18 protein-coding genes are annotated in these 22630 nt (G+C 73.7%); 10 read left to right on the top strand and 8 right to left on the bottom strand.

The window, feature by feature from the left end; translation table 11 throughout:
* Positions 1–23 precede the first annotated feature (23 nt).
* Complete coding sequence (locus tag ACFYS8_RS09410) at positions 24–1403, top strand: hypothetical protein (protein WP_387638054.1); 1380 nt, start codon at positions 24–26, stop codon at positions 1401–1403.
* A gap of 73 nt (positions 1404–1476) precedes the next feature.
* On the opposite strand, the gene ACFYS8_RS09405 is transcribed toward ACFYS8_RS09410, so the two are convergent.
* Together ACFYS8_RS09405 and ACFYS8_RS09400 are read right to left on the bottom strand one after the other, a co-directional pair.
* Positions 1477–2727, bottom strand: a complete 1251-nt coding sequence (locus ACFYS8_RS09405; RefSeq protein WP_387638052.1) for a Dyp-type peroxidase — start codon at positions 2725–2727, stop codon at positions 1477–1479.
* 7 nt (positions 2728–2734) lie between these two features.
* Positions 2735–3313: a copper chaperone PCu(A)C gene (locus ACFYS8_RS09400; protein ID WP_387638046.1), complete on the bottom strand. Its 579-nt coding sequence runs from the start codon at positions 3311–3313 to the stop codon at positions 2735–2737.
* Between the two features lie 167 nt (positions 3314–3480).
* Between ACFYS8_RS09400 and ACFYS8_RS09395 the strand changes: the two genes are divergently transcribed.
* Positions 3481–4038 (top strand): copper resistance protein CopC, encoded by a 558-nt coding sequence (locus ACFYS8_RS09395; protein ID WP_387638043.1) that lies wholly within the window; start codon positions 3481–3483, stop codon positions 4036–4038.
* Between the two features lies 1 nt (position 4039).
* Here the strand turns inward: ACFYS8_RS09395 and ACFYS8_RS09390 are convergent, their stop codons facing one another.
* A complete protein-coding gene (locus ACFYS8_RS09390; RefSeq protein ID WP_387638041.1) occupies positions 4040–5320 on the bottom strand; it encodes a nucleotide sugar dehydrogenase in 1281 nt (426 codons plus the stop codon).
* A gap of 582 nt (positions 5321–5902) precedes the next feature.
* Between ACFYS8_RS09390 and mfd the strand changes: the two genes are divergently transcribed.
* Positions 5903–9535 (top strand): transcription-repair coupling factor, encoded by a 3633-nt coding sequence (mfd, locus tag ACFYS8_RS09385; protein ID WP_387638038.1) that lies wholly within the window; start codon positions 5903–5905, stop codon positions 9533–9535.
* A 252-nt stretch (positions 9536–9787) separates the two neighbouring features.
* Here the strand turns inward: mfd and ACFYS8_RS09380 are convergent, their stop codons facing one another.
* Entirely contained in the window at positions 9788–10378 is a 591-nt protein-coding gene (locus tag ACFYS8_RS09380; protein WP_387638035.1) for a DUF4352 domain-containing protein, read from the bottom strand.
* Between the two features lie 180 nt (positions 10379–10558).
* On the opposite strand from ACFYS8_RS09380, the gene ACFYS8_RS09375 reads away from it, so the two are divergent.
* The 3 genes from ACFYS8_RS09375 to ACFYS8_RS09365 all read left to right on the top strand — a co-directional run bounded on the left by ACFYS8_RS09375 (position 10559) and on the right by ACFYS8_RS09365 (position 14962).
* Complete coding sequence (locus tag ACFYS8_RS09375) at positions 10559–12637, top strand: N-6 DNA methylase (protein ID WP_387638032.1); 2079 nt, start codon at positions 10559–10561, stop codon at positions 12635–12637.
* Positions 12638–12857: 220 nt separating this feature from the next.
* Positions 12858–13394 carry a hypothetical protein gene (locus ACFYS8_RS09370; RefSeq protein ID WP_387638029.1) on the top strand — a complete coding sequence of 179 codons (537 nt, stop codon included), beginning with the start codon at positions 12858–12860 and terminating at the stop codon, positions 13392–13394.
* Positions 13391–14962, top strand: coding sequence for a serine/threonine-protein kinase (locus ACFYS8_RS09365; protein WP_387638026.1), 1572 nt, complete (start codon positions 13391–13393; stop codon positions 14960–14962). Before ACFYS8_RS09370 ends, ACFYS8_RS09365 begins: the two co-directional genes overlap by 4 nt.
* A gap of 94 nt (positions 14963–15056) precedes the next feature.
* On the opposite strand, the gene ACFYS8_RS09360 is transcribed toward ACFYS8_RS09365, so the two are convergent.
* The 3 genes from ACFYS8_RS09360 to ACFYS8_RS09350 all read right to left on the bottom strand — a co-directional run bounded on the left by ACFYS8_RS09360 (position 15057) and on the right by ACFYS8_RS09350 (position 19460).
* Positions 15057–15512 carry a VOC family protein gene (locus ACFYS8_RS09360; protein WP_387638023.1) on the bottom strand — a complete coding sequence of 152 codons (456 nt, stop codon included), beginning with the start codon at positions 15510–15512 and terminating at the stop codon, positions 15057–15059.
* A 109-nt stretch (positions 15513–15621) separates the two neighbouring features.
* Positions 15622–17484 (bottom strand): protein kinase, encoded by a 1863-nt coding sequence (locus ACFYS8_RS09355; protein WP_387638020.1) that lies wholly within the window; start codon positions 17482–17484, stop codon positions 15622–15624.
* Positions 17485–17660: 176 nt separating this feature from the next.
* Entirely contained in the window at positions 17661–19460 is a 1800-nt protein-coding gene (locus ACFYS8_RS09350) for a glycosyl hydrolase family 28-related protein (RefSeq protein WP_387638017.1), read from the bottom strand.
* Between the two features lie 199 nt (positions 19461–19659).
* Between ACFYS8_RS09350 and ACFYS8_RS09345 the strand changes: the two genes are divergently transcribed.
* Positions 19660–20289 carry a hypothetical protein gene (locus tag ACFYS8_RS09345; RefSeq protein ID WP_387638014.1) on the top strand — a complete coding sequence of 210 codons (630 nt, stop codon included), beginning with the start codon at positions 19660–19662 and terminating at the stop codon, positions 20287–20289.
* 22 nt (positions 20290–20311) lie between these two features.
* Here ACFYS8_RS09345 and ACFYS8_RS09340 read toward each other — a convergent pair whose 3' ends face one another.
* Complete coding sequence (locus tag ACFYS8_RS09340) at positions 20312–20503, bottom strand: hypothetical protein (RefSeq protein ID WP_387638012.1); 192 nt, start codon at positions 20501–20503, stop codon at positions 20312–20314.
* A gap of 161 nt (positions 20504–20664) precedes the next feature.
* Here ACFYS8_RS09340 and ACFYS8_RS09335 point away from each other — a divergent pair, with 161 nt between their 5' ends.
* The 3 genes from ACFYS8_RS09335 (at position 20665) to ACFYS8_RS09325 (ending at position 22565) form a co-directional block, all read left to right on the top strand.
* The gene (locus ACFYS8_RS09335; protein WP_387638010.1) at positions 20665–21690 is read left to right on the top strand and encodes a LuxR C-terminal-related transcriptional regulator; all 1026 of its coding nucleotides are present in this window, start codon (positions 20665–20667) and stop codon (positions 21688–21690) included.
* 162 nt (positions 21691–21852) lie between these two features.
* The gene (locus ACFYS8_RS09330; RefSeq protein WP_387638007.1) at positions 21853–22281 is read left to right on the top strand and encodes a hypothetical protein; all 429 of its coding nucleotides are present in this window, start codon (positions 21853–21855) and stop codon (positions 22279–22281) included.
* Positions 22282–22364: 83 nt separating this feature from the next.
* Positions 22365–22565: a hypothetical protein gene (locus ACFYS8_RS09325; protein ID WP_387638004.1), complete on the top strand. Its 201-nt coding sequence runs from the start codon at positions 22365–22367 to the stop codon at positions 22563–22565.
* Positions 22566–22630: the final 65 nt, after the last annotated feature.

The following is a 22630-nucleotide window of genomic DNA, read 5'->3' as shown; positions in this document are numbered from 1 at the left end:
GCGAGCACGAGGAGAACAGCCGAATGAGCGACGCCGTGTCCCAGTACGGCTTCACCGTCTCCCGGCGCGGTTACGCGCCCGAACAGGTCGACGCGGCCGTGTCCGCGCTCAGCCGCGAACGGGACGAGGCCTGGGAGCGCCTCAGCGTGCTCGGCTCCGGGCTGCGCGAGATGGAGAAGCGCCTCACCGACATCCAGCAGGCCGCCGAGGACGCCCCCGACCCCGACTTCGGCGAGCTCAGCGAGCAGGCCGCCGCCCTGCTGAAGATCGCCCAGAACGAGGCCGAGGCGATCCACAACAAGGCCAAGCGCTCCGGCGAGGACGCCCGGGACGCCGCCCACGAGGCCGGCGAGGCCGCCGCCCGGGACGCGAAGCAGTACGCCGCCAAGCAGCGCGAGGACACCGACCGGTTCGCCCGCAGCACCGACGAGCGCAGCCGCGCCGAGGCCGAGCGGATCCGCGCCCAGGCCGACGCCGAGGCCCGCGCCGTCGTGCACGCCGCGACCGGCCACGCCGCCCGGATCCGGGTCTCCGCCGCCGACGCCTCCGAGCAGTCCGAGGTCACCCTCGCCGAGCGCCGCCGCAAGGCCGACGAGGAGTTCGCCACCGCCGAGGCCGACGCGGACGCCGCCGTCGCCAAGATCACCCTCGCCGCCGAGACCCGGGTCAAGGAGGCCGAGCAGCACCGCGAGGCGATGCTCGCCGAGGCCCGCCGCCTCGACACCCAGGCCCAGGTCAAGGCCGACGCGGAGATCGCCGCCGCCAAGGAGAAGGCCGCCCGGATCAAGCTCGCCAGCGAGCGCGAGCAGGCCGACTTCACCAAGCGCCTCGACAAGGTGCAGACCCACCTCGACCACATCAAGGGCACCCTGGCCTCGCTCACCGGCGCCGCCGTCGGCGCGATCGAGGACCCGGAGGACGGGACGCCGGCCGCCGCCGCGAAGAAGGCCGACCTCACCAAGGGCCCCGTCGGTACTGCCACGGCCACCAAGCCGGCCGTCGAGAAGCCCTCCGAGAAGCCCGTCGCCGAGAAGGCCAAGCCGGTCGACCAGCCGACCGCGGTGCTGCTGGGCCCCGTCAAGGGCGAGTCGGCCGCCAGGCCCGCGGCCGCCGACCCCCGCAAGCCGTACACCCCGACCGTGGCCGAGCCCCCGGCGCCGCCCACCAAGCCCGCCAGCTTCGCCAAGGACCCGCTGCCGCCCAAGCCCGCGACCCCGCCCGCCGCGTCGGCCGAGCCGGTTGCGCCCGCCGCGCCTGTTGCGTCGGCCGAGCCGGCCGTGCCCGCGCCCGTGACCGCTCCGGAGGCGGAGACCAAGATCGTGCCCAAGATCGTCATCGTCGACGACCTCGGGCTGAACCACGACACCCGCCCCAACCGCGACCGCATCCAGCGCCGGGGCTGAGCGCCCGGAAACACCTCCGCCCCGTTCGGCAGCAGGCAGCTGTCGGACGGGGCGGAGGTGTTTCGTCCGGCGGTCAGCCCAGGAGGGTCTCGCCGATCCAGCCGCCGGGTGCGCAGCCGGGCGGGATGGCGAAGACGGCGGAGCCGATCGGGGTGGTCCACTGGTTGAGCAGGTCGGACGCGGCGAGGGCGCGCTGGATGGGCAGGAACTGGGTGGCGATGTCCCGCTGGAACGAGGCGAAGAGCAGGCCGGTGTCGGGGGTGCCGTCGGCGGCCGGGGCGTCGTCGTAGTTGAACGGGCGGCGGAAGATGCGCTGCCGGGGGTCGCTCACGTGGGCGCGCCGGACGTGGGCGAAGTCGGAGATCACCGGGAAGCCGAGCCGGTCCTTGGCGTCGAAGTCGGGCGGGTCCGTCTCGGCGGTGCCGGTGAGCGGGGCGCCGGTGTCGAGGGTCCGGCCGATCGAGAACTCCTTGGCCTTGGAGTCGGCGGCGTCCCAGGTCTCCAGCTCCATCCGGATCCGCCGCAGCACCATGGTCGTGCCGCCGCGCAGCCAGTCCGGGCCGTCCTCGGCCCACACCGCCTGGGCGAAGATGTCGCTGCCGAGCTCCGGGTTGACGGTGCCGTCGATCTGGCCCATCAGGTTGCGCTGGGTGACGCCGTCGGCCTGGACGCCGCGGCCCCGGCGGAAGCCGCGCTGCGCCCAGCGAAGCCGGGCGAAGGTGCGGGCGTCCTTGATCAGCATCCGCTGGGCGTGGGCCACGGTGAGCGGGTCGTCGGCGCAGATCTGGATCAGCAGGTCGCCGCCGCACCAGTGGTCCTGGAGCCGGTCGATGGAGAACACCGGCAGCTGTTCGACCGAGGCGGGCCGCCGGTCGTCCAGCCCGGCGGCCTTGAAGAAGCCCGGGCCGAACCCGAAGGTGACGGTCAACCTGGCGGGCAGTTCGGCGAGTTGGGCCTCGGTGTCGGCGAGCGCCGGCTCGCCCTGGGTGAGCCGCACGGCGTCGTCGGTGAGCAGCCGCATCATGCGGCCCAGCGCGGCGCGGTCCGTTCCGGCGTCCAGGTCGAAGCCGAGGAACACGCCGTGGGCCTGGGCGGGGGTGTCGATCCCCGCCTGGTGCGGCCCGTGGAAGGGGATCTTCTGGACGCCGTACGCGGGCGCTGCCGACCGCTCCTCGCCGGGGCGGCGGGGGCTGTCGGCCACGGCGGCGCCGATACCGCCGCCGGCCAGCGCCCCGCCGAGGGCGAGCGCGCCGCCGGTCAGCAGCCGGCGGCGGCCGACCGCAGCGGTGGCGGGTGCAGCGGCTTCGGTGGGGCTGGTGTCCATCGGGAGCTCAGCCCTTCGTCATGCCGGAGTTGTAGTCCTCCTTGCCGCCCGCGAACGCCTTGGCGACAGCGGTGAACTTCAGCGTCTTGCCGTCGTCGAGGGTCAGCGTGACGGTGACCTCGTCGCCCGGCTTCACGGGCTTGGACAGGCCCATCAGCATCACGTGGTCGGCGCCCGGCTTGAGCTCGTGGCTGCCGTTCGCCTCGATGACGAAGCCGCCTGCCTTCGGGCGCATGGTGGGCTTGCCGTCCACGTCCGCGACCTCGTGCAGTTCGGTCTTCGCCGAGACGGTCGAGGTGCCGGACACGACGGTGACCTTGGCGCCGGTGTTGTTGACCAGGGTGGCGAACACGCCGGTCATCTCGGTGTCGGACGCCTTCACCCACGGGTCCTTGACGGTGACCGGTGCCGAATCGGCCTTCGCGGTGGTGCTGGGCGAGGTGCTGGCCGCCGGGCTCTTGGCCGAGGAGGACGAGTCGCTGCTGCCACAGGCGACGAGGGCGGTGAGGGATATCGCCCCGACCGCCGTGGCAGCGACGAGGCGGCGCAGGCGGGGGGAACGGGCCGGGGCGGTGGTGATCGGCATGGGGGTGCATCGGCTTTCGACTCGGGTGCGGGCGTGGTTGTGTGCCGCAGTTACCGCAGTGGTCGGACCGGGTGGGCGGGAAGTTCCCGCGATGTGCCGGGAACTTCCGGGAGGCTGGCGACGACCACTGACACGTGAAGCCCCGAGTTCCCTCCCGCCCGGCGGCCGTGCCGTTGCTCTTGGCACTGCTGCTGGCCGCGCTGTCCGTCCTGGTGTCCGCGCCCCGGGCGGCGGCGCACGCGCAGCTGCTCGACTCCAGCCCGGCCGCGGACTCCGTGGTCGCCGAGTCGCCGACCTCGATCACGCTGACCTTCGACAGCGCGGTGCAGGCCGGCTACACCACGATCGTGGTCGCCGGCACCGACGGGACGTCCTACAGCGACGGCGCGCCGACCGCGACCGACCGCGAGGTGCGGCAGAAGGTCACCCGCCTGCCGAGGGGCCTCGTCCAGGTGACCTGGCGGGCGGTCGCGGCCGACGGGGCGCCGCTCCAGGGGCGCTTCAGCTTCACCAACGACGACCAGACCGCCCCGACCCAGCCGCCTCCGCGACCGTCGGCGTCCGCGTCCGCGCCCGCTTCGGGGGTGCCGTCCGCAGCCGCCACGGCCAAGGCCGAGGACAGCGCCGACTGGCAGTGGTGGGCGGCGGCCGGCGGTCTGTCGGTCGTCGCGGCGGCGGCCGTGACCGTCCTCGTGCGCCGGTCCGACGCCCGCTCGCGAGGCTGACTCACAGCACCTCGACCGAGGCTCCCGTCAGGCGGTGGCGGCAGTCCAGGACGTACTGGGCGTGGGTGGTGACGGCGGTGTAGTCGAACTCGTCGTGGTCGGCGAGCAGGATGACCGCGTCGGCGGCGGCGAGTTCGGCGGGGGTGGCCTCGACGCGGTGGACGGTGGCGAGCGGGCCCGCGTCGTGGGGTTCGGCGACGTGGACGCCGGCGACCACGTGCGGGTCGGCGGCGCGGACTTCGGCGCCCTGGCGGGTGAGGAGTTCGACGATCCGGGCCGCCGGGGTCTCGCGGGCGTCGCCGGTGTTCTTCTTGTAGGCCAGGCCGAGCAGCAGCACCCGGGAGCCGTTGACGCTGCGGCGGCGCCGGTTGAGCGCGTCGGCGAGGCGGCGGACCACGTAGTCCGGCATGTGGCTGTTGACGTCGTTGGCGAGCTCGACGAAGCGGAAGGACTGGCCGAGCGCGCGCTCCACCCGCCAGGACAGGTACGAGGGGTCGATCGGCAGGCAGTGGCCGCCGACGCCCGGGCCGGGCGTGAAGCGCAGGAAGCCGAACGGCTTGGTGGAGGCCGCGTCGATGGCCTCCCAGACGTCGATGCCGAGGTCGTGCGCGAACATCGCCAGCTCGTTGACCAGCGCGATGTTGACGTGCCGGAAGGTGTTCTCCAGCAGCTTGGTCAGCTCGGCCTCCTTGCAGGAGGAGACCGGCACCGTCCGTTCCACCAGCTGTCCGTAGAAGTCCGAGACGGCCGCGAGCCCGTCCGGCGTGGTGCCGGAGACCACCTTCGGGGTGTTCTCCAGCTTCCACACCGGGTTGCCCGGGTCGATCCGCTCGGGGCTGTAGCCGAGGTGGAAGTCGTCCCCCGCCCGCAGTCCGGAGCCGGCCTCCAGCAGCGGGGCGAGCAGCTCCTCGGTGGTGCCCGGGTACGTGGTGGACTCCAGGACGACCGTCGCACCGCGCCTCAGGTGCCGGCCCAGCAGCTTCGCGGACGCCTCGATGTAGGAGAGGTCGGGCGCGCCGTCCCGCAGCGGGGTCGGGACGGTGATCACCGCGATGTCGAACCCCGCCACGTCGGCCGGGTCGGCGGACGGCAGGTACCGGCCGCCGTCCAGCAGCGGGCGCAGCCGGTCGCCGGGGATGTCCTCGACGTACGACTCACCGACCGCGAGCCGCTTGATCCGGCGGTCGTCCACGTCGTACCCGACCACCTGATGGCCCACCTCGGCGGCGCGGACCGCGAGCGGGAGACCGACATAGCCCTGACCTGCGATGACAACGCGCATGGCGAACCCAACCCCCTGGAAATCCCCCGGTGTCCCCACACCTTCTTCACAAGAGAGTACGGAGGCGCGACCGTCGCGCGGGCGGCTTCGCGGGAAGTGGCCGGAGACGGGCGGGTGACTGAACTCGGCCACCCCGCAAGGCCGGTGGATATCGGCGGACAGCGCGCCGACGCCGAGATCTCGCGGCGCAAGCCCCAGGCAAGCGCCGCGAGTCCCGGCGTGAGTGGCGCGGGCGCCCCCACCCAGGGTCGCCCGGCCTTCGCACTCCCGACCCCCATCGAGGTGCGATCGCGCTTCCGCAGCCATCCCCCACGGTTGGATGCGGCCTGCGCTGTGCTCCATCCTGCGCGGCCACCATGGACAGACAGTGACAGGAGTGTGTCGGCTGCATGATCTCTGGACGAGCCTGTACGAATACCGGTAAGTCGCCCCGGCGCCGCCGGTCCAGGACGCCACGCCACGTGCGGGGCCCCCGCGCGGCGTAGGCTGGACACCCCCCGGGCGCACCGCGTTCCGGGACTGTCGCGCTGCCCGGCGGCCGTCTGCTTCCGGGCCAACTCCCCGCCGTGGAGAACTTGACGTATGAGCCTGTCCGGACTGCTCGATGTCGTCGTACGGGACGCCGCAATCGCCGAGGCGATCGAGGCGGCGGCCACGGGGCACAGGCAGCACCTCGACCTGGTCGGCCCGCCCGCCGCCCGGCCGTTCGCGATCGCGGCGCTGGCCCGTTCGCTGGCCGCCCGGGCCGGTGAGAGCGGCCGCCCGGTGCTGGCGGTCACCGCCACCGGCCGGGAGGCCGAGGACCTCGCCGCCTCGCTGCGCTCGCTGCTGCCGCCCGACGCGGTCGCCGAGTTCCCGGCCTGGGAGACGCTGCCGCACGAGCGGCTCTCCCCCCGCTCGGACACCGTCGGCCGTCGCCTCGCCGTGCTGCGCCGGATCGTCCACCCGCGTGCCGACGACCCCGCCGCGGGGCCGGTGCAGGTGGTGGTCGCCCCCGTGCGCAGCGTGCTGCAGCCGCAGGTGAAGGGCCTGGCCGAACTGGAGCCGGTGGCTCTGCGGCGCGGTGAGCAGCACGACCTGAACGAGGTCGCCCACAAGCTCGCGGCCGCCGCCTACGCCCGGGTCGAACTGGTCGAGAAGCGCGGCGAGTTCGCCGTCCGCGGCGGCATCCTGGACGTCTTCCCGCCGACCGAGGAGCACCCGCTGCGGGTGGAGTTCTGGGGCGACGACGTCGAGGAGATCCGCTACTTCAAGATCGCCGACCAGCGTTCGCTGGAGATCGCCGAGCACGGCCTGTGGGCGCCGCCCTGCCGCGAGCTGCTGCTGACCGACGAGGTGCGCGCCAAGGCCGCCGAACTGGCCGCCCAGCACCCCGAGTTGGGCGAGATCCTGGACAAGATCGCGCAGGGCATCGCGGTCGAAGGCATGGAGTCGCTGGCCCCCGTGCTGGTCGACGACATGGAGCTGCTGCTCGACGTGCTGCCCACCGGCTCGATCGCGGTGGTCTGCGACCCGGAGCGGGTCCGCACCCGGGCCGCGGACCTGGTCGCCACCAGCCAGGAGTTCCTGGCCGCGTCCTGGGTGGCCGCGGCCGCGGGCGCCGACCGGCCGATCGACCTGGAGGCGATCGACGTCTCCGCCGCGTCGCTCCGGTCGCTGGCCGACGTGCGCGAGCACGCCGCCGGGATCGGGCTGCCCTGGTGGTCGGTCAGCCCGTTCGCGACCAGTGACTCGACTGTTTCCGAGATCCTCGCCCGCGGCGGAGCCGCTGATTGGCACGGCGACGCCGACACGCTGACGCTCGGCATGCACGCCGTCGAGGCGTACCGGGGCGACACCGCGCGGGCGATCACCGACGCCCGGGAGCGGCTGGCCGCCGACTGGCGCGTGGTGCTGGTGACGGAGGGCCACGGCCCGGCCGCCCGACTGGCCGAGGTGCTCGGCAACGAGGGCATCCCGGCCCGGCTGGTCGCCGACCTCGGCGAGGCCCCGACCCGGGACGTCGTCTACGTCTCCTGCGGCTCGATCGAGCACGGCTTCGTCGACGAGGCCCTCAAGCTCACCGTCATCACCGAGACCGACCTGTCCGGCCAGAAGTCCTCCACCAAGGACATGCGCCGGATGCCGTCCCGCCGCCGCAACGCCATCGACCCGCTGGCGCTGGCCGCCGGCGACTACGTGGTGCACGAGCAGCACGGCGTCGGCCGGTACGTGGAGATGGTGCAGCGCACCGTGCAGGGCGCCACCCGCGAGTACCTGGTGCTGGAGTACGCGCCCGCCAAGCGCGGCCACCCCGGCGACCGGCTGTTCGTGCCCACCGACCAGCTCGACCAGGTCACCAAGTACGTCGGCGGCGAGGCCCCGACCCTGCACCGCCTCGGCGGCGCGGACTGGGCCAAGACCAAGCAGCGGGCCAAGAAGGCCGTCAAGGAGATCGCCGCCGACCTGATCAAGCTGTACTCGGCCCGCATGGCCGCCCCCGGCCACGCCTTCGGCCAGGACACCCCCTGGCAGCGGGAGCTGGAGGACGCCTTCCCGTACGCCGAGACCCCCGACCAGCTGACCACCATCGGCGAGGTCAAGTCGGACATGGAGAAGTCCGTCCCGATGGACCGGCTGATCTGCGGCGACGTCGGCTACGGCAAGACCGAGATCGCCGTCCGGGCCGCCTTCAAGGCCGTGCAGGACGGCAAGCAGGTGGCCGTCCTGGTGCCGACGACGCTGCTGGTGCAGCAGCACTTCTCGACCTTCGCCGAGCGGTACGCGAACTTCCCGGTCAACGTGAAGGCGCTGTCCCGCTTCCAGACCGACACCGAGGCGAAGGCCGTCCTGGAGGGCCTGTTCGAGGGCTCGGTGGACGTCGTCATCGGCACGCACCGGCTGTTCTCCTCGGAGACCCGGTTCAAGGACCTCGGCCTGGTCATCGTCGACGAGGAGCAGCGCTTCGGCGTCGAGCACAAGGAACAGCTGAAGAAGCTCCGGGCCAACGTGGACGTGCTCACCATGTCCGCCACCCCGATCCCGCGCACCCTGGAGATGGCGGTCACCGGCATCCGCGAGATGTCCACCATCACCACCCCGCCCGAGGAGCGCCACCCCGTCCTCACCTTCGTCGGCCCCTACGACGAGAAGCAGATCTCCGCCGCGATCCGGCGCGAACTGCTGCGCGAGGGCCAGGTGTTCTACATCCACAACCGGGTCGAGTCGATCGACAAGGCCGCCGCGCGGCTCAAGGACCTGGTGCCCGAGGCGCGCGTCGCCACCGCGCACGGGCAGATGGGGGAGACCCAACTCGAAAAGGTCGTCGTCGACTTCTGGGAGAAGGAGTTCGACGTCCTGGTCTCCACCACCATCGTCGAATCCGGCATCGACATCTCCAACGCCAACACCCTGATCGTCGAACGCGGCGACACGTTCGGGCTCTCGCAGCTCCACCAGCTGCGCGGCCGCGTCGGCCGAGGGCGGGAGCGTGGCTACGCGTACATGCTGTACCCGCCGGAGAAGCCGCTCACCGAGACCGCGCACGAACGCCTCGCCACCATCGCCCAGCACACCGAGATGGGCGCCGGCATGTACGTTGCCATGAAGGACCTGGAGATCCGCGGCGCGGGCAACCTGCTCGGCGGCGAACAGTCCGGCCACATCGCCGGCGTCGGCTTCGACCTCTACATGCGGATGGTCGGCGAAGCCGTCGCCGACTTCCGCCAGTCCCTGGAGAGCGGCGGCGCCGAACCGGAGGAGGAGCCGCTCGAAGTCAAGATCGAACTGCCGGTCGACGCACACGTCCCGCACGACTACGCCCCCGGCGAGCGGCTGCGCCTCCAGGCGTACCGGTCGATCGCGGCCGTCAACTCGGAGGCCGACATCGCGCAGGTCCGCGAGGAGCTGACCGACCGCTACGGCAAGCTCCCCGAACCGGTCGAGAACCTCCTGCTGGTGGCCGGCCTGCGACTGTTCGCGCGGCGCTGCGGCATCGGCGACATCACCCTGCAGGGCAACTTCGTCCGCTTCGGGCCGGTCGACCTGCGCGAGTCCCAGCAACTCCGGCTGAACCGGCTCTACCCCCGCACCCAGATCAAGTCCGCGGCCCAGCAGCTGCTGGTGCCCCGGCCCAGCTCCGGCGGACGCATTGGCGGCAAGCCGCTGGTGGGGCGGGAGTTGCTGTCGTGGAGTACGGAGTTCCTGAGCACCATGTTCGACGACCTCAAGCGATAAGGCAGGGGGACTCGCGCGAGGGGTTGGGCGCGAGCGGTTGGGCGCGAAACCAGGGGCGCGGGGAACTGCGCGAGCAACGAGCGCACGTCAGCAAGGTCGCGATCAATGGCAAGTCATTGCCCGCGTCGCGATCTTGCTGGCGGGTGCCTTCCGCTGCGCGCAGTTCCCCGCGCCCCCGGTTTCGCGCCCGTCTGCGTTTCGCGCCCGCCTGCGTTTCGCGCCCGCCTGCGTTTCGCGCCCGCCTGCGTGCCCTTACAGCTTCCACTGCCCCGTCTGCTGCGCGAAGCCGCTGTCCAGCGCGAACTGGATCTTGTCGAGCTTGGCGTCCGCCGGGATCTCGAAGGTGATGAAGCCGAGGGCGGTCTCGCCGGGGGCGATGTTCGCGGGGACGGGGAACTCGGGGCCGGCCTTGGTGTCGGCGACGGTGGAGCTGTAGCCCTGGCCCTTGTCGTCGAGGACCTTCGCGCTGTTGGCGGGGGCGTCGGCGTAGGCCGCGCTGCCGGTGGCCTTGATCCGGAACTGGACGGAGACGAAGCGCTTGCCGTCGGCGGGCTTGGTGTACTCGTCCGCGCCCTCCGAGTTGTCGACGACCTTCACCAGCGTGACGTCCGCGGTGTTGGACTTCTCCACGCCCTTCAGGCCGATGGTGTCGCCGGGCTTGGCCACCGAGGAGCCGGCCGCCTTGCCCTGGTCGCCGCCGGCGCTGGAGGCGCTCGAGGAGTCGGCGGCCTTGGGGGCGGTGGAGACGGAGTTCTTGTCGGGGCCGCAGGCGGTCGCGGCGGCGAGCAGGCAGGCGCCGAGGAGGACGGCGGCGGTGCGGCGGGTGCTGATGCGGATGGACATGACGGGCTCTCCCCCAGGGATTCTGCGGTGGGCCGGGGTTCCGGCGATGACTCCAGTAAAGCCCCGACTGTGAACAGTGTCAATGAGAGTTCACGAAACGTCTCTGTTCACGTGTGAACGCGTCGGGGTGGCGTCCTGGCTATGCTGTGTGGCCACACCCAGCTGCTGAGGAGCCCGCGCATGTCGGAAAGTCCCGAGGTCACGGCCGCCGAGATCGCCCGGCTTGCCGGGGTCGGCAGGGCCGCCGTGTCCAACTGGCGCCGCCGCCACACCGACTTCCCCCGGCCCGCGGGCGGCACCGAGACCAGCCCGACGTTCCGGCTCGACCAGGTCGAACAGTGGCTCCGCGCGCAGGGGAAACTCGCCGAACTTCCGCTGTTGGAACGGGTCTGGCAGCAGCTGGAGCTGCTCCGCGACCCGTCCGGCTCGGCCGTCGCCCCGCTGGTGACGGCCGGTTCGCTGCTGCTCCTGCTGCACCGCGCCCCGTCCGCGTGGGCCGAACTCGCCGAGCAGCCGGACACCCGGCTGGCCACCGCGCTGCCCAAGGCGCTGCGCCGCACCGTCGGGGCGCTGCTCGGCCCGGACGCGCCCGCGACGCTCGACCTGCCGCTGATCGCCGGTGCCACCCACCTGGACCTGGCCCGGCTGCTGGCCCGGCTGACCGCGGAGAGCGCCCCCGCCGCCGCGTACGAGCAGCTGCTGACCAGGTACACCGAGGCCAACCCCCGTCTCCAGCAGCCGATTCCGGCCCAGACCGCCGCCCTGCTGGCCGCCCTCGCCGGACCGCCGGGCAGCGACCAGGCGGTGCTGGACCCGGCGTGCGGCACCGGCGGGGTGCTGCTCGCCGCCGCGCCCGCCGCGCGCCGCGGGCAGGACGCCGACCCGGGCTTGGCCGGCGTCGCACTGCTGCGCCTCGCGCTGGCCGCCCCCGCCGACCTCCCCGGCCCGCTGCCGGTGGACGTCCGGGCCGGGGACGCGCTGCGCGCCGACGCCTTCCCGGGGCTGGCCGCCGACGCCGTGCTGTGCCGGCCGCCGTACAACGAACGCGACTGGGGCCACGACCAGTTGCAGTACGACAGCCGCTGGCCCGGCGGGGTGGTGCCGCCGCGCGGCGAGTCCGAACTGGCCTGGGTGCTGCACTGCCTGGCGCACACCCGCCCCGGCGGGACGGCTGTCCTGCTGCTGCCGCCCACCGTCGCGTCCCGCCGGGCCGGCCGCCGGGTGCGGGCCGAACTCGTTCGCTCGGGCGCGCTGCGCGCCGTGATCGCGCTGCCCGCCGGCGTCGCCCCGCCCTACGGCGTGCCGCTGCACGTGTGGGTGCTGCGCGGACCCGAGCCCGGCGACGACTTCCGGCACCTGCTGCTGCTGGACGCCGCCGCCGACGGAGGCCGGGAACGGATCGACCGCACCGCGCTCCAGCAGGACGTCCTGACGGCGTGGCAGGCGTTCGACACCGCCGCCCGCACCGGCGGCCCGCTGCCCGCGGACCGGCCCGGCCGTTCCCGGGCCGTGCCCGCGCTCGACCTGCTGGACGACGAGACCGACCTCACCCCCGCCCGCCACCTGCCCGCCCTGCCCGCCGAGGCCGCCCCCGACGCACTCACCGCCCTGCGCGAACACCTGGCCGCCGAACTCGCCCGGCTCGCCGACCTGGACGCCGCCCTCCCCGCCCTCGCCGCCACGGGCGCGGCCGCACCCCCGCAGGTCAGCATCGGCGAACTCGCCCGCTCCGGCGCGCTCGAGGTGCACTCCTCCGGCCAGGGCGCCCCCGCCCGCCCCGGCGGCCGCACCCCGCTGCTCACCGACCAGGACCTCCAGGCCGCCTCCCCACCGAGCGCCGCCACCGACGCTTCGGACGCGCTGACGATCCGCCACGGCGACGTACTGGTACCGGCGTTGGGCGGCGAGGGCGCACAGGCGGTGCACCCCGGCAGCCCCTACGCGGGCGCCGCACTCGGGGCCAGGCTCCACCTGCTCCGGCCCGACCCCGCACTGCTCGACCCCGACTTCCTGGCCGGCCAGCTCCGTGCCACCGGCGCCGGCCGACGCGCCAGCAGCTACGCATCCACCACCAGCCGCCTCGACATCCGCCGGGTCGAAGTCCCGCGCGTCCCGGTCGAGCAGCAGCGCGCCCTGGGCGCCGCGTTCCGCCAACTCGCCGACTACGAGGCCGCCCTGACCCGCACCACCACCGAGGCCCGCACCCTGACCCGCGCCCTCACCGACGCCCTCGCGGCCGGAACGGCGAAGCCATCCTGACGCGCGCTGGGGAACGGCGAAGCCGTTCAGGGGCTCGTGGGGGCACCTCCCAGCCCCCAAGGGCTGGGGGAGAACGGCGAGGGCGAGTCTGCGGAGGACCAGCGGGGCGGGTGAGGTCCCGCCGTTTCCGGTCCCCGTCTTTGACCCGCCATCAGTCGTGGCAGCAGCTTCCGGTGGGGGTAGCGTGTGCGCAGCACATTCCCGTCGTCGAGGAGCGTCCATGCCCGCCCGCGCCGTCTCCGGCCCGCCCCGGATCTGGGTGACGCTGCTGTGCGCGGCGGTGCCGGTGCTGACCCTCGGGATGCTCGGCATGGTGCCCTCGCTGGTGCTGGCGGTCGGGCGGCGGCGCCGGGCCGACATCGTCGGCGCGATCATCATCGGGCTGATGCAGCTGGGGTTGTACGTGGGTGCCGGGCTGACCCCGGAGGGCGGGACGATCAACAACCTGGTGGGTCTGCTGCTGCTGCTCCCGCTGTTCCTCGGCACGCCGGTGCACTACCTGCTGATGAACCAGCGCCGGTTCTGGCCGCAGGCCGTGGCCACCCCGCCGCCGTACCCGTACCCGGCGTACCCCGGGTACTCGGCGTCGGCCCCGACGTACCCCTCCGGCACCCCGTACCCCTACCCGGCCCCGGCCCCGGTCGCGCAGCCCGCCACCCCGCCCCCCGCCGCCGCACCGGGTGGCGCGACCGGCACCGCCGAGCTGCGCGAGCTCGGTGAGCTGCTGCGCCGTCAGGCCGGGGACGGGCAGCCGTGAGCCGCACCGTCGGTGGGCGGTACGTGCTCGAGGAGAAGATCGGGCACGGCGGGATGGGGCAGGTCTGGGCGGCCCGGGACCAGCAGCTGGGGCGGCAGGTCGCGGTGAAGCTGCTGCGCGCCGACGCGGTGCCGGACCAGGCCGGGCGCGGCGACAGCCAGGGCGAGCTGCTGCGGCAGCGGTTCCTGCGCGAGTGCCGAATAGGCGCGTCCCTCGACCACCCGGGCCTGGTCACCGTGTACGACGCGGGCGCCGACGGGGACGAGCTCTACCTGGTGATGCAGCGGGTCCCCGGGATGAGCCTGGCCGACCTGATCGCCGAGGAGGGCCCGCTCGACGTTGTTCGGGCCGTCGCGGTCGCCGGGCAGCTGTGCGCCGCGCTGTCCGCCGTGCACGGGGTGGGGGTGGTCCACCGGGACCTGAAGCCGAGCAATGTGATGGTCCGTCCGGACGGGCGGGTGATCCTGCTCGACCTCGGCATCGCCGCCGCCATCGATCCCACCGCCACCCGGCTCACCCTCACCGGCAGTCCGATCGGCAGCCCCGCCTACATGGCCCCCGAGCAGGCCATGGCCGCCGACACCGACCGGCGCAGCGACCTGTACGCGCTCGGCTGCATGCTGCACGAGATGCTGGCCGGCGGCCCCCCGTTCCCCGCCCCCACCGCGCTCGGCGTGCTGCGCCGCCAGCTCGACGACCCGCCACAGCCTTTGCGCGGGCTGCGTCTCGAAGTCCCGCCCGCGCTGGAGAAGTTGGTGCTGTGGCTGCTCGCCAAGCAGCCCGACCACCGGCCGGTCGACGCGGCCGAGGTGCACGCCCTGCTGATGCCGCTGCTGCCCGCCCCGACCGGCCGCCCGCGCACCCGGCTGCCCGCCGTCCCCGACCCGGCGGACCCGTACCGCTACCCGCACCACCCGGAGCCCGCCGGGGGAGCCGAACTGCCGCCGCCGGAGCCGGTGTTCATGCCTGCCGTGCCGCCGCCCGTCCGGTTCGAGCAGCCGCCCGGGCAGGAGACCCTGGCCGTGGCCTGCGCCCGGCTCTCCGACCTGGTCGCGGCGGGCCGGCACGGCGAGGTGCTCGAGCTGTCCGCACGGCTGCTGCCCCGGGCCGTCGCCGAGCAGGGCGAGGCCGCGCCACTGGTGAAGACGGTGCGGGCGATCCGGGCCCGCACCCTGCTCGCCGAACGGCAGTGGGCCGAGGCGCTGCCCGAACTGCGCGTGCTGGCCGCCGCCGCGGCGGCCGAGCGCGACCCGGCCGCGCTCGACCACCGCCGCCACGCGGCCCGCTGCCTGGAGCAGCTCGGCCTCACCCGCGAGGCCCTCACCGAGTACCGGGCCGTCCTCGCGTCCCTGCCGCCCGGCTCCGCGCACGCCCCTGAACTGCGCGAACGCATCGGCCTGTTGCTCGCCGCCACCGGCCATGTCGAGGCGGCCTGGCAGAGCCTGCTGGAACTCCTGCTGGAGACCGAGCGCCGTCAGGGCCCGCACCACCCCGACGTCCGCCGCCTGCGCGCGCACCTGGAGCAGCTCGGCAGTCACCGCACCACCACCAACCCGTACGCGACCTGACCGGGGAGCCGGCCCTGCGGCGTGTATCGGAAGTGGATCCCGGGCGGTGAACGATCGCGGTGCGGGCCGACCGGGCACACACTCGCGACGGTCCTCAGACGACGTCGAACTCGTTGCCCTCGGGATCCCGCATGGCCGCGGCGTACAGCCCCATGCTCGGCTCGTCCCTGATCTCCAGCACGGTGGCACCGGCCTCGACCAGCTGATCCACCGCGGCCCTGACCCGCTGCGCGCGGACGTCCAGCGGGACGTCACGACCGCCACCGACCGTGAGGTCGAAGTGCCACCGGTTCTTGACGGTCTTCGGCTCCGGCACCTGCTGGAACCACACGCGCGGTCCACGACCCGCCGGATCGACGATCGACTCAGGAATGTCGCCGGCCCCGGCCGGCAACTCCTCCGCAGGCACCCCTATCGCCTCCCAGTAGGCGCGCCACGTGGCGTGCCCGTCGGGCGCGGGCTCGGGCACATAGCCCAGGGCCTGCGCCCAGAAGGCCACCATCCGCTGCGGATCGGAGCAGTCGATCGTCAGCTGCATTGTCATCTCCATGCCCGGAGCCTCCCAGACGGATCTGACGGATCTGACGGTCGATTCCGGCGTCGCCGCTGTGGGCGCCGAGATCGACCGCGACGATCCGCCGTCGCCGCGGCGGGGGCTGTCAGCCCGCCGGGGGGATGCGCCATTGCTGGGTGGTGTTGCCCGGGGTGCAGTTCTCCATGGTGGCCGCGTTGCCGGAGCCGTTGTCGGTCAGGCAGAGGCTGGCCATGTAGTCCTTGAGGTAGTACGCGCCCGGCGTGGGCGCCTGGACCACCGACCAGCTGGTCAGGACGTTGAATCCGGAGCGGAGGGTGACTGCCGTCCCGGTGGCGTTCTGGACCAGGATCGGCTTGCTCATGTTGCAGGGGTACAGCGTGTACCAGCCGCCCGGGTCCGGGCCGGAGCGGTACCAGCCGAACGAGGTGTTGCGGTCCATCACCGCCGCCGTGCCGCCCGCCAGGGTGTTCGCCGCCAGGCCGAGCCGCTGTCCGCTGCCCACCGAGGTCAGGTATCCCCAGCCGGCGCCCCCGCAGCCTGCGGGGGGTCCGGGGGTCGTGCCGCCGTTGGCGGGTGGCGTGTTCGGCGGGGCGGTGGTGCCGCTGGGTTGCTGATTGCCACCACCGTTGCTGCTGCTGCTGCCTCCGCCGCCGGTTCCGCCGCCGCCGGTTCCGCCGCCGCCGGTTCCCCCGCCGCCGGTTCCCCCGCCGCCGGTTCCCCCGCCGCCCTGGGCCGGGCGGGTGTCGGTGGTGCCCGGCTGGTCGGACGAGGGCTGTTGCGGGCCGGGGGAGGGCGAGTCGGAGGCCGGGGCCGGGGCGGAGGCGGACGGCGAGGCGGACCCGGGCGGGCCGCCCGACGTCGACGCCACCGGGAGCGGCGATCCGCCGCCGGGTGCCGAGACCGGGCCGGAACCCGTCTGCGAGGTGTCGGACTTCCACGGCGCGGCCTGGACCAGGAAGACGCCGCCCGTGCCCAGGGAGATCACCACCGGCACGACGATCGGCAGCAGCAGCCGGCGCCGCCGACTCTCCGGGGGAGGGGTCTCCGCGGTCCGCGCGCCGGTGTCCGCCGGAGGGGCGGCCGGGACGGTACTCGGCGTCGGGCTGTCCGGCACGGTGGCCAGCAGCGTGTCCGCCGCCACCGCCTTTGCCGAGGCCGGGAGTTCGGCCGCCGAGCGCGCCGCCGCGGCCATCGCCGCCGCGTCCGGGAAGCGGTCCGCCGGGTCCTTGGCGAGCGCCCGCGCGACGAACGCCCGCACCGGCGCCGGGAACGCCTCGGCCAGTCCCGGCGGCGGCTGCTGGAGGTGCTTGACCACCACCTCCAGCACTGTTTCACCCGTGAACGGCGGTTGCCCCGTGAGCAGTTCGAAGCAGACCACACCGATCGAGTACAGGTCGGAGCGGGGCGTGACGGCCTGGCCGCCGGCCTGCTCCGGCGCCGCGTACAGGGCCGTGCCCAGCACCGAGTGGGTGGTCGTCAGCCGGGTGCCCGCCAACGCCCGGGCTATCCCGAAGTCCGTGACCACCACGCCGCCGTCGTCCCGCACCATCAGGTTCGACGGCTTCAGGTCCCGGTGCACGATGTCCCGCGCGTGCGCGGCGTGCAGCGCGTCCAGCGCCTCCGCGACCAGCCCCAGCGCCCGGGCCGGCACCATCGGGCCGTCCTGCGCCAGCACCAGGTGCAGCGGGCGGCCCTCGATCAGCTCCATCACGATGTACGTCGCCCGGACGTCGGTGGTCTCGGCCGGCTCGCAGTAGTCGATCACCTGGACGATGCCCGGATGCCGCACCGTCGCCAGGATCCGGGCCTCGCGCCGGAACCGCTCGATGAAGTCCTGCTCGTCACCCAGCCCCGGATGCATCACCTTGATCGCGACTGCCCGGCCCAGTACCCCGTCCTCGGCCCGCCAGACCTCGCCCATGCCGCCACTGCCCAGCCGCTCACCGAGCGTGTAGCGCCCGCCCAGTACTGTGCCCGGTCCCCACATCCCGCTTCCCCCATGAATCGGGCTGACATGACATCTCGTCAAGAGTCCCAAGCTTTCCGGACCTGCGACACCCGCCCGCCGTCAATCCCGCTCCTCGTTGCCGAACTGCGACCTGCGACCTGCGATGTCCGCGTCCGACCGGGCCGAAGCCGACCACCAGGTCGACGGAGTGCGGTCTACCGCAGTGCCACCCAGAACGAGCTGGTCGAGTTAGCGGCCTGGCCGAACGTCACCTTCGCGGGCAGCCCGGTCTGGCCGGTGCCGTACTGGCCGTAGCGCGGCGGCTGGCCGGGGAGGCCCACGTTGATGGCCGTGGTGGAGAGGAAGGAGCCGCGGCCGAAGCCGGGGCTTGTGGCGCCGTTGGTGAGCAGGGCCACCCAGTACGAGCCGGCGGGCAGGACGGCGGGCACGCCGGCGGTCCTGGTCAGCGGGACGGTCTTCAGGCCGGTCCCGGTCCAGTCGGCACTCTGGTCCGCGCTGCTCGCCAGCAGCGACCCGTCCGCCCCGTACAGGCCCACCAGGTTCTGGCCGGCCGTCAGCCCGGAGCCGGCGCCGGTGACGGCGACCAGCGCCGCGGAGACCTGCTGCGGGGTGCGCAGCAGGACCCGGACCAGCTGGATCGTCCCGGGCGTCGGCACCCCGGTGCTGCCGAGCGAGGACGGGTCGAACGCCCAGGTCAGCAGCCCCTGATCGGCGGGCTGCGGGGTCGGGTCGAGCAGCGGGGTGACGACTCCCGCGCTCGCGAAGGACAGCTGGTCGGGGCCGCTGCGCAGCCCGTCGGAGGGGTTCCAGGCGGTGGCGTTGTTCTGATACGTGCCGGTGATCAGGTTCGGTCCGGTGCTCAGCCGGCCCTGCCCGTCCCAGTTGACCGCCTGCCCGCCCGCGATCGTGGACAGCGCCGCGGCCTGCAGGCCCACCGAGGACGAAGTGGCCACGGTGAGGCCGTAGTACGGGGACTCCTTCGTCGCCTTGTCGTCGCGGAACGCCGTGACCACCATGCCGGTCAGCAGGACGGGCGCGGTGCAGCCGGTGATGCTGACGCCGGAGAACCGGCCGCCCGCGGTGCTGCCGTCCCGGCGGGCGCAGCAGCCGTCGAACTGGACCGCGGCCACGCCGCCGATCCGCTCCAGGTGGAAGCCGTCCTGCTCGTTCTGGTCGGTGGTGCAGGCGGTGAGGACGACCGCGCCGATCGGCTGGTCGTCCGTCCACTCGAAGCCGTGCCGCGCGCTGTGTTCGGAACGGCACTGCGCGAACTGGTTGTTGCTGGACCGGACGAGCCGCCAGCCGGACCCTCCGCTGCGGTACGCCAGGCAGCCGGTGAACTGGCTGTCCCGGGCGTCCAGTTCGAAGCCGTTCCCCTGGGTGCCCCAGGTGCCGACCTGGCGGAACCGGACGGTGGTCGGGGCCTTGCCGTTCGCCGCGAGCAGCCGGATCCCGGCGCCCTTGGTCTGCGTCACCTGGACGTTCTCCACCAGCAGTTGGGAGACCGCCCCGACCACGTCCAGGCCGACTGCCGTCCCGGGCGGGGCGTCCGCCGCGCGCAGCGTGAGGTCGCGGATCGACACCGCGATGTTCTCGCCCCGGCTGTCGTCGATCAGCATCAACTGGTTGCCGGAGAACGACGGCGAGGCGTTGATCACCGTCTCCCGGGAACCGCCGCCCGAGTACCAGGACGAGCCGCTGCCCTGGATCCGCACGCCGGTCGGTACCACCAGCGGCGACGAGATCAGGTAGTTGCCGGTCGGCAGGACCACCACGCCGCCCGGACCGGCATCGTTCAACGCCTTCTGCAGCGCCGGCGCGTCGTCGCCCGTGCCGTCGCCCTTGGCCTGGTAGGCCACCTTGACGTCGATCCAGCCCAGCGGCCGGGCCGGGTCGGCGACGGCCGCCGCCGCGCTCCCGGTGCCCGCCATCGTCGCCGCGCCGACTCCCGCGCCGGCCGCGGCGACCCGCAGCAGGTTCCGTCGAGTGGTCATGTTCCGTGTCCCCCAGGTGAGTAGGCCGAATCGCGGCAGATCCTAGGCGAACGTTCGTCCACCCCGGGGAGCGGTGGACGATCTCGGACGGGGGACCTGCGCGCGGGGTCTGGCACCAGGGGACGGGGCTCCCTATTGTTCGTCCCAGCCACGTACGCGAAGCACCACCGGAACGCGCTCCATCGACCAGGAGGCCCCAGTGACCCGCACCAGCTCCGTCCGCCGACTGCGCGCCGCACTCGGCGTGACAGTCGCCGCCGCCGCGCTCTCCGCCTGTGGCGGGGCGCCGGCGCACCAGGGGGCCGCCGCCGTGGTCGGCGACGAGCGGATCACCATCGCGCAGGTGCAGGCCAGGATGTCGGCGGTCCGCGCGGGCGGCGCCGGGCAGGCCGGCGGGCAGGCGGCGAACGAACAGTCCGGGCTGGTCAGGCACACCGTCAACGAGCTGATCTTCGACAAGGTGATCGGCCGGGCGCTGGCGGACCGCCGGCTGAAGGTCGACGCGAGCGAGATCGGCGCGGCCCGGGCCGCGGACAGCCGCACCGTGGGCGGCGACGCCAAGTTGGCCGAACTGCTGCGGGTCAAGCAGGGCGTCCCGGCCGACGGGATCGACGACTTCTACCGCCAGCAGCTCGGCCTCACCAAGCTGGCCGGCGGCCAGGACCCGACCGGCGCCGCCGGTGACGCCGCGATCCGCAAGGCCCTGGTGGACGCGGGCACCGCGCTGCACATCCAGGTCAACCCGCGCTACGGGACGTGGGACACTGCCCGGATCGGACTCACCGACACCAATGACAACTGGCTGCCGATGAACGTCCGCCCGCTCTGATCCGGGCCCGCTCCGCTCCGGCTCAGTACAACTCGGGCTGGCACAGCGGCAGTTCGCAGCTGCCGCCCCAGGAGGTGTCGCCGGTCGGGCTCGCGCCGTCGGCCCGCACGGCCGCCGCCGGGCCGGACTGCGCCGCCGCGATCACCGCGGGGGCCGCACCGGCCAGGGCGAGCAGCAGACCGGCGAACGCGACGGTGCGAGCGAACCGCTTCATGGCAGAGTCCTCCTGAGGACGGGAAGAGACGGGGATCTCGGTGTCCGGGCTTTCAACCAAGGCCCGGCGCCTGGGAACTAGCATGGCGACCGCCGGGTGCCCGAACCATCGTGCAGCCACCTCACCAACTGCTCTGGCAGCAAGATGACCGAGGGACGAAAATGGACCTATCGGCCCAAGCTCCGTGCGCCGGAGCCGAGTTCGCGCCCGATCCGGCCGACGCCGCGGCCTACTCCTGGGTGCTGGAACACGGCCGCCTCGACCCCGACGCGCTGGCCGGACACCTCGCCCGCCAAGGGCTCGACCCGGCCGCCGCCACCACCGCCCTGGACCGCCTGGCCGCCTGGCAGCTGCTCCAGCCCGACCCGGCCGACCCCGGCCGCTGCCGGGCCCTGCCCCCGCAGACCGCGATCGCCGCACTCGCCGCCCCCGTCGAGGCCGAGATCCAGCGCAGCCGCGCCGAACTCGCCCACCGCCAGGCCCAGGTGGCCGGTTTCCTGGCCTACCACCGGCAGGTCCGGGAGACCGGCGGAGCGGGCGAGATCGAGGTGATCGGCGACCTCCAGGACGTCCGCGACGCCCTCGACCGGGCCTCCGCCGAATGCCGCAGCGAAGTGCTCACCAGCCAGCCCGGCGGCGGCTCCCGCGTCCCCGCCGCGATGGAGGAGGCCCTGCGCCGCGACCGCGCCCTGCTCGGCCGAGGGGTCCGGATGCGCACCCTCTACCACCACACCGCCCGCTTCAACGGCCCCAGCCAGGCCTACGTGGAGGCCGCCACCGCCCTCGGCGCCGAATACCGCACAGCGCACGAGCTGTTCGGCCGCCTCATCGTCTTCGACCGCGAACTCGCCTTCCTCCCCCTCAGTGACGGCACCTGGGGCGCGCTGGTGGTCCGGCAGGAAGCGCTGCTGGCCTACCTCTGCGGCATCTTCGAACAGGCCTGGTCGCTTGCCCGCCCGTTCGCCGCCGCCGCCGAGGACGGCCTCGAACAGGTCTCCCAGGAACTCGACCGCACCATCGTCCGCATGCTCGCCGCCGGCCTCAAGGACGAGGCCATCGCCCGCCGCCTCGGCATGTCACTGCGCACCGCACGCCGCCACATCGCCGACATCATGGACGAGTTGGGCGCCGAGAGCCGCTTCCAGGCCGGCGCCGCCGCCGCCCGGGCCGGCCTGCTCGACGACTGACTCGCCCCGCCTCCGCGTGTCACGCGGTCCCGGGACCGGCCACCCGTTACCGGCCGCCCGGGACCGCCAAGCCGTGACTGTCCGTCAATTCCGCCGCGCCGCACCATTGATGTCAGCGGGGCACACCGGGCCCCACCGGACAGCGGAACGGAGGTGGCGACAGTGCACTGGGGACAGGACGAAGACCGTCCGGCCGACCCGGAACGCGAGGTCGTCGCCTTCCTGAACCGCCGACTCGGCACCGGCCCGGCACTCCTGTGGACCGAAGGCGAACACCCCGGCGGCAACCCGCCGGACGCCGCCCCGGCGCACGGCGCGGCCCACTGGGCCGAGACCCTGCGTCACCACCTCGGCCGCCCCGTCGAACCCGCCCCGAGCCGGCCCGTCCGGCGGCTCGCCGCCCCGGAGGACAGCAGCCTGCTGCTCTTCCAGCACCACGGCGGAAGCCGGGTCCACCCCACCGGCCTCGGAACCCACCAGGGCGTCCGGCTCCTCCCCGGCCACTGGCTGCTGCTGCCCCCCGGCTGCGGCTGCGACCTCCAGTGCCGCCCCGGCGCCGAACCCCTGGCCCTGCGGATCCCGACCGTCTGACCCCCGCGCCGCACCCGTGGGCGGAACACGCCCCGAGCGGCCCGATTCATCCCGATTCATCCCCTCCCCGAAGGAGTCCTGTCATGGGTGTTCAGAGCACCGAGTCCGCTTCGAAGTTCGCTGCGCTGGCCCGTCAGGCCGCGCTGTCGGTGGCGGTTGCTGCCGCTGTGGGTGGTGCGGTGTTCGCGCCGGCCGTGTCGGCGCAGGCCGCGACCGCCCCGTCGGTGAGCGCGGGTCACGCGACCACCGACGGCTGCGGCGCGTGCTACCCGGACGTCATCTGATCCACCTCTCTCCCGCCGTCCTCGAACCGATCAATTAGGAGTCCTGTCATGGGTGTTCAGAGCAC

Source organism: Kitasatospora sp. NPDC004615 (assembly GCF_042873545.1).
In the GTDB taxonomy this organism is placed as follows: Bacteria; Actinomycetota; Actinomycetes; order Streptomycetales; family Streptomycetaceae; genus Kitasatospora.
This window is presented reverse-complemented; position numbering and strand designations above follow the sequence as displayed.